The sequence below is a fragment of the Brevibacillus sp. 1238 genome, assembly GCF_029892995.1.
GTDB classification, from domain to species: domain Bacteria; phylum Bacillota; class Bacilli; order Brevibacillales; family Brevibacillaceae; genus Brevibacillus; species Brevibacillus parabrevis.
Map to the genome: position 1 here is coordinate 13916 of NZ_JARXWC010000021.1, position 11832 is coordinate 25747.

Consider the following 11832-nt stretch of genomic DNA (forward strand, 5'->3'; position numbering starts at 1 on the left):
GTGTATTATAAGCGATACCAGGAGGACATGCTATGCAGAAAAAATAATTTGATGGAAAAAAGTTGAGGTTCGTTCACAGTTGTAACAATTAGGTAACATTATTGCCATAAATGCAAAAAACTGCCCTCAAAAGAGGACAGTTTCAGTGGAATTTTTGCCAATGGTTTTTACGTGTTCAAGCCGCGAATTTGTTGCTCGATCTTTTCGAAGCCGCCAGATACTTTGACGATCTCTTCTTTTTGGTCAGAGACGAGCACGAGAACTTCTTCGAGGCTTTCCTTGTTCTTGTCGGTAATGTCTGCGTTGACTTCGACTTTTGCATTGACTTCCTGGATCATGCTGTGCACGTGGACGATGAACTCTTGCAGATTTTTGGTTTTTTCCGCGAAGTTGTGCATGTAGTTGTCCACGTTTGTAAACATTTCTTGGACCTCCATAATGCCTTCGCTGTTCTTTTCAAAAGACACCTGGGACTCGGAGATCATGTCGGAAACGAGCTTCATTTTTTCGCGAATCGTCATCAATAAGGTCGAGATCGATTCGGAGGATACTTTGGAAGACTCGGCCAGCTTGCGCACTTCATCCGCTACGACGGCAAAGCCACGGCCATGCTCACCGGCTCTGGACGCCTCGATGGTGGCATTGAGTGCGAGCAGGTTGGTCTGTGCCGAAATATCGGAGATCGTTTGGATGATTTTTTCAATCGATTCCGTTTCTTTGTTCAGCTCTTGAATCAGTCGGTTCGTATCCTGGATGTCCTTGATGAAGCGTTCAAAGTCGCTGCCGATGTTATTGATGCGCTTGCCGCTTTCATTGGTCGCTTCTTTCGTCGATTCTACGTAATCGTGCATCTCTGTGACAGAACGAGTCATGTCTTCTACCTGGAGATTGGTCGTGCCCATCTCGCGGCGCAGCTCGTTTGTGTTGTCGGTTTGCACAGAGAAGGAGCGCATGATTTCCTGAAGGGAAGCGACGGTTTCAACTGCCCGGACATTCACGCCATCCGTCACCTTGTTCAGATTCTCCTGGTATTCCTGCACAGAGCTGAGCGATTCGTTGATCTGATCCAAAATGCGTTGCAGCGATTCTTTGGAAGCGATCGCCTGTTGCTTCTGTTCTTCGCTTTCCTGTTGCAGTCTGTTGTTGAATATCGCGTGCATCATGCTTGTTGCCGATACGAAGCAGAAGGTAAGCAGGTAGTACATCAAATGAACCGGATTGGAGGTATAAAAAATCGCCTCGCCATTTGTCAGGAAGTAGTACGTGACGATCCCGAGCGCTGCCACGATCGTCAAAATGTTGATCAGCCTGTCCTGATAAATCCCCATGACGGCTACGAAGAACATGATGGTCATAATATTGACCAGCCAAGGATCAAGCCCGGTAATTATGAACATGAAGATGCCGATTACCGCGAAGTTGAAAAACTTCATGAATGGAGCCATTTTGTCGCGCCACGCCGGACGATTGGACAAATACGCGAACGGCGCCAGCACTCCGTACAAAATACCGAGCACAGTCAAGACGAAGGAAATCGGCACTCCCATGATGAGATTCACGATTTGCACCACGGTAATGATGCTTGCAAAAACAATGACGACCCAATTATTTCTTCTTTGTAAAAGTTCCATGTCAGCTAACCTCAACTTTTATTTGTTTGCAAAGCGTTTGATACCAGGAAAATGCGGGATGGTCCTTGCTTGTATAGGCTTCCTGCAGGTGAAAAATGGTCGGGATGGCGTTCGCCCCTTTGTAATAGACCATATCCTTCACTTGTGTCGCTTTGACGTTGTATTTTGTATTAATCAACTGAAAAAAAGCCGGGTCTGCTAAACCGACTGCATGCGTATAACCGTGTTTTTCAGCATAATCGATCATGAGGGCAACGCCCCAACGTCCCAGTTTTCCACGGTATTTCGGCAAGACAGCGAAACTGTCTACTTCCACCACTTTCATATCGGCGCTCAACACGTCCTGAAACAAATTGCGGAGAAAAGCAGAAGATTTTTCATGTGGCGTAAATTCAAAAGTACCGCCTGCTTCGTCATCTTCTGACAATAGCAAATAAGCATCGGAACCATTTTTGACGTATTCCATTTCAAAGCCCATGGAGGTCCAAACGCTCTCCTTGATTTGGTGAAAACTCGCCAAAGACTCTACTGAATCAACCAGTTTGTACATAATACTCCACTCCATTTTTATCTCTCTTTTGTTTTTTCATGTACAAGTTTACTGTTGATAGATGGACTGGCGCCTCCTTTCTATGAGATTGCACACAAAACGGCCATGACCGTTTTGTTGACCGCAAGCGGCCACATCCAATTTCTTGAAAAACGTCGAGACGTTTTTCACACAAAAAAGGCCATTCCACACACGGGAACAGCTTTCAGTCACCATCATCGCACAATTACGCACATGATGTATGGCAACCCGGCTGTCATGGTCGAAGACTTTAGACCCGTGGTTTTGCGTCGCCACCTTTCGATGACTTTGCCTTTGTCATTCAGTTTGCGAAAAATGTATAGTCATGTCGAATCATGCAAAATATAATCCAAAAGAAACAGTCTTGTCAAGTTTTGGTAGGGTAAAAATAACCAATTCTTTATAAAAATAGTCAGAATTAAGGTAACGGTAAGAGTAGCGTAACAAAATTTTACCATCCATCCGATAAAGATAGAGAGAAGAGGAGGGATGAGAGGATGGCAGAGACGAAAACAATCGAATTTCACTTTTCAGGGGGAGAAGTGATCCGCATTGAGACGACAGAACCGGAAGAGATCATCCAGATGGTCGCCAACCAGAAAGATGGATGGCTCCAGTACGACGATATCGTCATCAATGTGCGAAACGTTTCTTATATTAAAGTGAAAGAAATCGCTTAACAGCATGTGTGAAAAAAGCTCTCGAATGCCGAGGGCTTTTTTTGTTGCATGTTTGGCGGGAGAGGTATTATAGTGAGTATAAGACTAACGACTAAAGAGGACGATATGGACGACATTTACAAAGAGTTGCAAAAGCTCGGTTTTTCCCAATACGAGTGCAAGGCTTACATTGGCTTGTTGAAGCATTCTCCGATTACCGGATACGAAATCAGCAAGCGCTCCGGCGTACCGCGCTCGATGATTTACGAGGTCATAGGCAAGCTGCTGGAAAAAGGGGCGGTCTATACGGTGCCTTCAGAGCCTGTGACTTACGCGCCGCTTGCGGCCAGAGAGTTGATTCGCAGATTGCGTGGACAGTTCGAGCAGTCCTTCGACTATTTGGAAAAAAGCTTGTCCGCTTTGGAGTCTGAGCAAGAAGTCGATGTGATTCGCCGAATCAGCGGCGACGAACTGGTGCTGACGGAGATGCGGCAAATGATCAAGCAGGCGACAGGAGAAGTATGGCTGTCGATCTGGGAGCCGCAGGTGCCGGCTATCCAGGAAAGTGTAGATGCGTGCACAGAGGCAGGCATTTCTGTTTTTACCGTGCTGTTTGGGCAAGCACAGACGCGGGTGGGAACGACGTATCACCATGACTACATGGCGCCAGATGTCGCAGAAGAGCGCATGGGCGGGCATCTCACGATCGTGGCGCGAGATTTGGAGGAAGTCCTGATCGCCAATTTTGCGCCAAATACGGCTGCCTGGGCCGTCAAAACGAAGGACCCGGCTCTCGTTTTGGTGGCTGTCGAGTACATTCGCCACGACATTATGTTTGCAGAAGTGACAAAGGTGCTAGGACCGGAAAAAGTCGAGACGCTTTGGCGAAACAAACCGGATCTTTACCAGGTGGTTACGGGAAAAAGCTTTCTTAACCAGCAGTGAAAAAGAGAGAGAGGGAGAACAGTGGGGCGAGAGCAACTGCACGTAGAAACGTTGTCGAACGCAAGAGATCAGGGAAGCTTCATGCAGGGGGTCAAAGATTGCATTCCGACCTTGCTCGGTTATTTGAGCATCGGATTTGCGGCAGGTGTCCTGGAAAAGACGGCTGGGCTGAGCATCATGGAAATTGTTTTGATGAGCATTTTGCTGTACGCAGGCTCTGCACAGTTCATCGCGGCAGGCATGATCGCGGCGGGCAGCTCGGCTACGGGAATTATCATTACGATTTTGTTTGTGAATTTGCGCCATATTTTGCTGAGTGCGGCTCTCTCTCCTTATTTTCGCCATTTGTCAGCGTTCAAGAACATGCTGGTAGGCTCGCTGTTGACGGACGAAACATTCGGGGTTGCCATTAACGAAGCGGCGAAGAAAAAACAGATCGACGAAAAATGGATGCACGGTTTGAATGTGACGGCTTATTTGAACTGGATCGTCGCCAACCTGGCAGGCGCCTATTTTGGGCAATGGATTGCCAATCCGGAAGGGCTGGGGCTTGATTTCGCCTTGCCAGCCATGTTCATCGGGCTTTTGGTTCTGGCGATGATGAGCCGCTTGCAGATCAGGCGGGACGTTCTCGTGGCTGTGTGCGCCGTCGTGATCGCAGTCGGGGTATCAGTCGTGTATCCGGGCAACCTTGGCGTCATCGTTGCCACGCTTTGCGCATCGACAATCGGGATGGTGATCGAACGATGGAAGTGAGATGGGACGTCTTTCTTATCATTGCTGGCTGTGCCTTGGTCACGTTTTTGCCGCGGGTACTGCCGTTGATGGTGCTGTCTCGCATGCAGCTTCCCGAATGGGGTGTCCGCTGGCTGCATTATGTGCCGATTTCCGTCATGGCCGCGCTGGTCGGACAGGAGCTGTTTTTGCACGAAGGCAAGCTGGCTCCGCTGTTGACCAATGTCGAGCTGATGGCAGCAATCCCGACTTTTCTCGTGGCGATCTGGACGCGCAGCTTGCTGGGAACGGTGGTCGTGGGGATGGCTTCGATCATGGTCCTGCGCTACCTTTTTTCTATTCTATAAGGGCAAAAGCAATGCAGAAGTGGTTATGCTAGAGAAAAAGGGAGGGCGAAAGACATGACTGTGGAAGAAGTCTTGCAAAAGCTTGAAGCGCTGGGGAGCGAGCAGACAAAAAAGACCTTTTTGCGCCATGGCGCCAGAGAGCCGTTCTTCGGCGTGCGCATTGGCGATATGAAAAAGCTGGTGAAAGAGGTCAAGCGCGATCAAAAGCTGGTGCAGGCTCTGTACGAGACGGGCAATCATGATGCGATGTATTTGGCAGGGCTGGCCATCAATCCAAAAACGGTGACGAAGGAGCAGCTGCAAGGCTGGGTCAGACAGGCGTACTGGTATATGCTCGCGGAGTATACGGTAGCGGGAGTGGCGGCAGAAAGCCCTTTCGCACTGGAATTGGCCCGCGAGTGGATAGAAGCGGAAGAAGAAATGATCGCCGCATGCGGCTGGAGCACGTACGCGAACTACTTGTCAATCGCTCCTGACGAGCAGTTGGACTTGCCGGAGATCAGGGCATTGCTTGCGCGAGTCCAACAGACCGTGCACGAGGAGCGAAACCGGGTGCGGTACACGATGAATCATTTTGTCATCGCGGCAGGCGCCTATGTTCCTGCTCTGCATGCCGAAGCGGTGGAAGTTGCCGAGGCTATCGGGAAAGTACACGTCGACGTCGGCAATACGGCGTGCAAGGTGCCGCTTGCGACTGCGTATATCGAAAAAATCGTAGCGCGCGGAGCCATCGGCAAGAAGCGCAAGACGTGCATCTGCTAATTCGCATCCCGTGATTGAGCGGGAGAATCCGCATACAAACAAGCGCACGCTGGGAGAAATCCCGGCGTTATTTATTTGGAATCTTTTTCATATTCGCCTTTCTTTGCTAAAGTATCGACTCTTTTCTGATGATGTGCTATCATGATACCTTGTTAACGTATTACCACTTTATCAGAGTAAAATATAGAGATAGTCGGACTAGGGGGAATCATCATGAAAAAATTTGCTTTGCTATCCTTGCTGGTAGGAGCCGTATTTTCATTGGTAGTCGGCTGCGGCAGTCAAAAAACAGGCGCTGACGCGAACAAGCTGATCATCGGGATTGACGACAAGTTCGCGCCAATGGGTTTTCGCGATGAAAAAAATGAGCTGGTCGGTTTCGATATCGATTACGCCCGGGCTGCTGGCGAAAAAATGGGCAAGCAGGTGGAGTTTCAGCCAATCGACTGGGGTTCCAAAGAATCCGAATTGAACAGCGGCCGCATCGATTTGATCTGGAACGGATATACCATTACGGATGAGCGAAAAGAAAAAGTGCTGTTCACCAAGCCGTATTTGCAGAACGCACAAGTCGTCGTAACGCTGGCGAACTCGGACATGAAAAAGCTGGCGGATCTGAACGGCAAAGTGGTAGGGCTGCAAAAGATGTCGTCGGCAGCTGACGCGCTGAATGCAAGCGAATGGAAAGATCAAATCAAAACGATCACCGAGTTTCCTGACAACGTGCTGGCTCTCAGTGACTTGAAAATCGGCCGCATCGATGCCGTCGTGATTGACCAGGTGGTAGCGGACTATTACATGACCAAGGATCAAGGAACCTTCAAGTTCCTGGAGGAATCGCTGTCTCCCGAAGAGTACGGCGTCGGAGTCAAAAAAGGCAACGAAGCACTGCTGAACGAGCTGCAAAAGGCGCTTGACGCCATGAATCAGGATGGATCTGCCGCGAAAATCTCGGAAAAATGGTTTGGTGAGAATCGCGTCTTGAAATAGGAAAGAAACGTGGCTTCGCCAGGCAGATGGGCGAAGCCACGCTTTTGTCGCGATGAACAAGAGCAAACGCCTACCTTTTTCAAAATAGGAGCATGCACTATGAGTCTAGAATATATCGTTTCGATTACAAAGCCGATGCTGGAAGGGGCGCAAATGACGGTCCTGCTGTTTTTGATCGCGATTGTGCTGTCTATTCCGCTCGGTTTTCTCCTAACGTTGCTGGCCAAAAGCAACGTCAGACCGCTGGCTTGGCTGGCACACACGTACATTTACGTCATGCGCGGGACGCCTTTGCTGTTGCAGTTGTTGTTCATCTGCTTTGGGCTGCCGCTTTTGCCCGGGATTGGCGAATATTTGGTAATGGATCGCTTTGTCGCTGCCTGCTTGGGTTTTGTCCTGAATTACGCGGCTTACTTTGCGGAAATTTTCCGCGGCGGGCTGCTGTCCATCGATCGCGGACAGTATGAAGCGGCGCAAGTTCTCGGCTTCAGCAAATGGCAGACGACAGTCAAAATCATTTTGCCGCAAATGTTTCGCGTGGCGCTTCCGGCTGTCTCCAACGAGTCGATTACGCTGGTAAAAGATACGGCTTTGCTCTACGCTGTCGCTGTACCTGAGCTGCTGCATTTTGCCCAAACTGCCGTAAACAGGGATTTTACGATCGTTCCCTTTTTCATCGCAGGCATCATCTATTTGTTGATGACGCTCCTGTTGACGCTGTTTTTTAAATGGCTGGAGAGAAGATTCAAATTCGAATAAAGGACTGGCGTGAAATGGCAATCATTCAAGTAACCAATCTGAAAAAATCGTTTGGCGAGCTGGCCGTCTTGAAGGATGTCTCGTTTGAGATCAACAAGAATGATGTTGTCGCCGTGATCGGCCCGTCCGGTTCTGGAAAAAGCACGATGCTGCGCAGTCTGGTCTATCTGGAGCAAGTGAACGGCGGGAGCATCCGTGTGACGGACGACTTTTTGGTGCAGGACGGCGTCTATAGCCCCCAGCAGCAAATCAAGCGCATCACGGCGAAAATGGGGATGGTCTTCCAGCATTTCAATCTGTTTCCGCATCTGACTGTGCAAGAAAACTTGGAGATCGCCCCTAAGGTGGTCAAGGGAGAGGCAGACAGCGCCATTCGCGCACGCAGCGCGGAGCTGCTGGAGAAGGTCGGACTGGCGGACAAGGCGAAGGTGTACCCCGCCAAGCTGTCAGGCGGACAAAAGCAGCGTGTCGCCATCGCCAGGGCGCTGATGATGAACCCGGATATTTTGCTGTTCGACGAACCGACGTCAGCGCTCGATCCCGAGCTGACTGGCGAGGTACTTCAAGTCATCAAGCAGCTCGCTTCCGAGCATATGACGATGATGGTCGTCACGCACGAGATGGGGTTTGCCAGAGAAGTGGCGAATCGGATCATGTTTATGGACAACGGGGAAGTCGTAGAGTCGGGAACGCCGGAAGAGCTGTTCACGAATGCGCAATACGAGCGCACACGCGCCTTTTTGCAGCGTGCGCTAAAATAATAGCCTATGAAGATGATGACGCATAAAGCCCTCTGGAATGTATCCGGAGGGCTTTTTACAGTCCAGTTATCGCGCTTCTACATAACCTGGTAGTGCAAATAACGATGACTGATGAAGGCATGAAAATGATCAGTGAACGAATCAGCACTACATTTCGCTTAGATGTAACCCTTTTTTGTAGCAGATATTTTATATGCAAAATTTTCCTTATATGATTTAATTATCCTTGTAAAGGAGGGTGTATTATGAATAAAAGGAAAAATATAACTGCGTTGATGATTGCATTATCTATATCGTTGTGTTCTGTTGTCTCTGCATCGGGTCCGCTCACTGGAGCAAAAGCATTCTACTCTGGCGGGGGATTTAAAAATTTGTCAGTTACTCAAAATTTAAGATATATGATAGCCCCTAGCGCTAAAAGTTTGTTTTCAGAGGAGATCGATTGGGCGATTTCCGAATATTCCTCTATAGACGATGTTAATTTCGGCTTTGAAAAGGTGTCCTGGATCAGTGACCGTCCAGACTTGATGATTTTTAATTCAGATGACAATCCTCATCTAGGAGATTTGCCTGGGATTATGTTACCTTGCAACTACAATAGTAACGGTGCTTGCAAAGACACAAGCTATAACAGTCGGTGGGACGCATCGGTGGTGCTTTTATCTTATGATAATATGAAAGACCAAGATTTTAGCCCTACCAATCGAAAAAAGACAGTAATACATGAATTTGGGCACGTATATGCATTGGAGCATCAGCCTGCTAATACAGACTCAATAATGGTAGGCGGAAAAGGGACTCTTACTAGCCCTACAGATTTGGATGTCAGCAATCTACAATGGAAATATTAAGGGGTGTAAATCGAATATCATGAAAAAATGGATAATGACGGGATCGGTTGCTCTAGCCGCTGGGTTAGTACTATGGACATCGAATTTTTTAACTGTCGATGCGAGAAAAAGCGAAAAAATCATTTCTTATCATGGGCAAGTTATGCCGTTCAGTAATTTGAGTGAGCTGGAAGAAGATGCACCGATAATCGTTCACGCCACGTTTACTGGAGAGCGAGAAACGATACCTTCTAACTTAGTCGAAGGCAAAGTATTTCGTTCAGATTCCGTTGTAGAAATTAAAAAGGTATTCGAAGGAGATCTCCAGAAAAACGACAATATTATCGTATACGAACCTGCTATCGTGGATGAAAACGGCGCCTATTTTACTATTAATGGGTATAGTCTTATGGTCGAAAACGAAACATACACCTTGTTTTTAAAACCGGTAAAAAATAAAAAAGGCTATGCAATTGCTGGTTTGTATCAAGGTAAATATAATAACAGAATCCATGAGAATGGAAAAAACATACGAAAAAACTTTGAATATAATGATTTGAGCGAAGTTGATTATTTTGGAGATCAGATTGAACATTATAACCAGTTAAAAGAACAGGTAGTCAAAAAATACAAGTTAGTTGAGTAATAACATTAGATCCGATTGGAGAACATCCATTCGGATTTTTAATACATCGCGGAAATACGTAACAAATTGGTAATGGATGCGTCTTGGAATTTAGATCAAGGTAATGGAGGGCGTGCAATGAATCTTGCGTTAATCCCCCTGACGATAATGCTTTTGTTGAATGACACGACACATCTTCCCAGTAATCTCATGTCCACGCAAAAACCCATGATCAATAGCGATCAGCCGACTACGCAAAAATGCAAGATCATAGTCGATGAATATGATGCCCTTTTAATGTGGAACGACCTAAAGTATCTCCGCAATTACGAATCTGATACAAAAGGTTTGGAACGCGGCAAGAAAGTAGGCGAAGTTTCTTTCAAGGTAAACGGAAATGTTTGCTTGGGCTATCGCATAAAAAATGGGGACGCAACCTGGGCCGAAATTGGAACACCGATTTATCAAGTCAAAGGATACTCAGAAAAGTTCCGGCTGTTTGTGGGGAATGAACTCTATGAGGCAAAAGAAAATCCAGATGCGAAAAAAATAGGGGATCTTTTCGATATCTCAGGGAAAGTGAAGAAAGTCACCTTGGAATACATTGACAAAAACGATAAGGTGTATTCAGTTGATTTATCAGATGAGGATACTTCCCAATTTGCCGCCGAATTTTTATCACTGGATCATGTCCCATTCAAAAAAATTTACAAGCGTCTGCCACCCAAGCCCCAAGAATACACGGTAATCATCTATCTCCATGATGGCTCCAGTTTTCGCATTTTGTACTGGCCTAAAGAAAATGCGTTTACACGTGGTTACGGAAATGACAAGATTAAAAAAATCATTGTGGATTATGTCGATCAATTAGCGAAAAAAGCACAAAGTCATAAATGAACAGTCCAGATATTGCGCTCCGTTAAAGAACGGTGAGTTGCAAGCAGCACTCTGGACATCCTCTCTCTGCGTTGTTCTTTCGGAACTATCATCTGGTTGTAGAGCACAGAGAAATTTTGCAAATGAATCTGTAGGCTATGCAAACCGCTGTACAAAATAGTCTATAGATGACGCGCGCAAAGCCCTCTGGAATGTATCCGGAGGGCTTTTTACAGTCCAGTTATCGCGCTTCTACATAACCTGGTAGTGCAAATAACGATGACTGATGAAGGCATGAAAATGATCAGTGAACGAATCAGCATTCAGGAAGGCATTATAGGCATACGGGGAGACCTTGCAGTAGACAAATTCGCGGCCATCGTGAAACTGGATGTAGAGGTGATTGGCTTCCAGATCGTAGCGGGCTGCTTTGATCAAGTCAGAATCCAGCTGCTTGTACTTGGGCTCTTCTTCGGTCTTTGTTTGTCGGGAAAACATTTGGCGAAAAAATGATTTCACTGCGGTGCAAACTCCTTTTGCTTTTGCTTCTCTTGCTTCTCATATTGCATCTATGGCTTCTATTCCTTAGAGGCTTTTATTTTACTCAAAAACTTGTATTCGGCATATAGAAATAGCACACCGATAATAAAATGAGCCAAGAGAACCGTGTTAAGAGCGATGTTTGGAAGGGTAGCAAGCATGTTAATTCCTCCAGTTTGAGAGAATGAAGTCACAAAATGAACGTTGATCTGCAAGCAGTGCTCAGGACATCTTCCCTCCGCCCTGTTCTTTGGACCTATCATCTGGTTGTAGAGCAAGGAGGAATTTTCTGAATAAATCTGTCGACCTATGAAAAGTGTTGTCGAAAATAGTCTATATTACCTATTTTATTTTTGTCAATAATTACATAGAATCAAAAATATTTTGTTTGGATTTGCCTTTTTTAAGTACCTTGTATTGCGATGTATATTGTGCTACTCTCTATTCATGCTCGCGAAGGAGTTGTTACTGTGAACAAGGAGTTGTTAAAAGGGAGCATCGATCTGTTGCTGCTCTCGCTGATTGCCCAGAAGGATCAGTATGGCTACGAGTTGGCCAAAAAAATCCGGGAGAAAAGTGACGAGATGTACGAGATTGGCGAAGGGACGCTTTATCCGGCCTTGAAGCGGCTGGAGACGCAAAAAGCGGTGGAGTCGTACTGGGGAGAATCCAAGGAAGGCGGCCGCCGCAAGTATTACCGGATCACCCGGGAAGGGCAGAAGCTGCTTGCTGCCAAAATGAAAGATTGGCAGAGTCTGACGAGACTGGTTGCACTCTGCAACGAGGGAAGTGAGTAAAAAC

15 protein-coding genes and 1 riboswitch are annotated in these 11832 nt (G+C 46.9%); of the genes, 12 read left to right on the forward strand and 3 right to left on the reverse strand.

Annotated elements, in window-relative coordinates:
• Positions 1-167 precede the first annotated feature (167 nt).
• Together M2298_RS27055 and M2298_RS27060 are read right to left on the reverse strand one after the other, a co-directional pair.
• Positions 168-1631: a methyl-accepting chemotaxis protein gene (locus M2298_RS27055; protein WP_122962689.1), complete on the reverse strand. Its 1464-nt coding sequence runs from the start codon at positions 1629-1631 to the stop codon at positions 168-170.
• Between the two features lies 1 nt (position 1632).
• Entirely contained in the window at positions 1633-2181 is a 549-nt protein-coding gene (locus tag M2298_RS27060) for a GNAT family N-acetyltransferase (protein ID WP_217021972.1), read from the reverse strand.
• Positions 2182-2421: 240 nt separating this feature from the next.
• Positions 2422-2505: riboswitch (cyclic di-GMP riboswitch) on the reverse strand.
• A 194-nt stretch (positions 2506-2699) separates the two neighbouring features.
• Between M2298_RS27060 and M2298_RS27065 the strand changes: the two genes are divergently transcribed.
• From M2298_RS27065 to M2298_RS27115, 11 genes are all read left to right on the forward strand, one after another.
• On the forward strand, positions 2700-2882 hold the full coding sequence (locus M2298_RS27065; RefSeq protein WP_122962691.1) for a hypothetical protein: 183 nt from the start codon (positions 2700-2702) through the stop codon (positions 2880-2882).
• 105 nt (positions 2883-2987) lie between these two features.
• Entirely contained in the window at positions 2988-3806 is an 819-nt protein-coding gene (locus tag M2298_RS27070) for a TrmB family transcriptional regulator (RefSeq protein ID WP_122962692.1), read from the forward strand.
• An 81-nt stretch (positions 3807-3887) separates the two neighbouring features.
• Positions 3888-4562, forward strand: a complete 675-nt coding sequence (locus tag M2298_RS27075) for an AzlC family ABC transporter permease (protein WP_173598138.1) — start codon at positions 3888-3890, stop codon at positions 4560-4562.
• Complete coding sequence (locus M2298_RS27080) at positions 4553-4888, forward strand: AzlD domain-containing protein (protein ID WP_122962693.1); 336 nt, start codon at positions 4553-4555, stop codon at positions 4886-4888. The genes M2298_RS27075 and M2298_RS27080 overlap by 10 nt, the downstream gene beginning before the upstream one ends.
• 54 nt (positions 4889-4942) lie before the next feature.
• A complete protein-coding gene (locus M2298_RS27085; RefSeq protein WP_122962694.1) occupies positions 4943-5650 on the forward strand; it encodes a DNA alkylation repair protein in 708 nt (235 codons plus the stop codon).
• 213 nt (positions 5651-5863) lie between these two features.
• The gene (locus M2298_RS27090; RefSeq protein WP_122962695.1) at positions 5864-6640 is read left to right on the forward strand and encodes an amino acid ABC transporter substrate-binding protein; all 777 of its coding nucleotides are present in this window, start codon (positions 5864-5866) and stop codon (positions 6638-6640) included.
• Between the two features lie 99 nt (positions 6641-6739).
• A complete protein-coding gene (locus M2298_RS27095) occupies positions 6740-7399 on the forward strand; it encodes an amino acid ABC transporter permease (protein ID WP_173598127.1) in 660 nt (219 codons plus the stop codon).
• Positions 7400-7413: 14 nt separating this feature from the next.
• Positions 7414-8160 carry an amino acid ABC transporter ATP-binding protein gene (locus M2298_RS27100; RefSeq protein WP_274874936.1) on the forward strand — a complete coding sequence of 249 codons (747 nt, stop codon included), beginning with the start codon at positions 7414-7416 and terminating at the stop codon, positions 8158-8160.
• 245 nt (positions 8161-8405) lie between these two features.
• Positions 8406-9011 carry a hypothetical protein gene (locus M2298_RS27105; protein WP_280649317.1) on the forward strand — a complete coding sequence of 202 codons (606 nt, stop codon included), beginning with the start codon at positions 8406-8408 and terminating at the stop codon, positions 9009-9011.
• Positions 9012-9030: 19 nt separating this feature from the next.
• The gene (locus M2298_RS27110; RefSeq protein WP_280649318.1) at positions 9031-9636 is read left to right on the forward strand and encodes a hypothetical protein; all 606 of its coding nucleotides are present in this window, start codon (positions 9031-9033) and stop codon (positions 9634-9636) included.
• A gap of 117 nt (positions 9637-9753) precedes the next feature.
• The gene (locus M2298_RS27115) at positions 9754-10512 is read left to right on the forward strand and encodes a hypothetical protein (RefSeq protein ID WP_122962700.1); all 759 of its coding nucleotides are present in this window, start codon (positions 9754-9756) and stop codon (positions 10510-10512) included.
• Positions 10513-10743: 231 nt separating this feature from the next.
• On the opposite strand, the gene M2298_RS27120 is transcribed toward M2298_RS27115, so the two are convergent.
• A complete protein-coding gene (locus M2298_RS27120) occupies positions 10744-11010 on the reverse strand; it encodes a KTSC domain-containing protein (RefSeq protein WP_063229664.1) in 267 nt (88 codons plus the stop codon).
• Between the two features lie 491 nt (positions 11011-11501).
• Between M2298_RS27120 and M2298_RS27125 the strand changes: the two genes are divergently transcribed.
• On the forward strand, positions 11502-11828 hold the full coding sequence (locus tag M2298_RS27125; RefSeq protein ID WP_122962701.1) for a PadR family transcriptional regulator: 327 nt from the start codon (positions 11502-11504) through the stop codon (positions 11826-11828).
• Positions 11829-11832 lie beyond the last annotated feature (4 nt).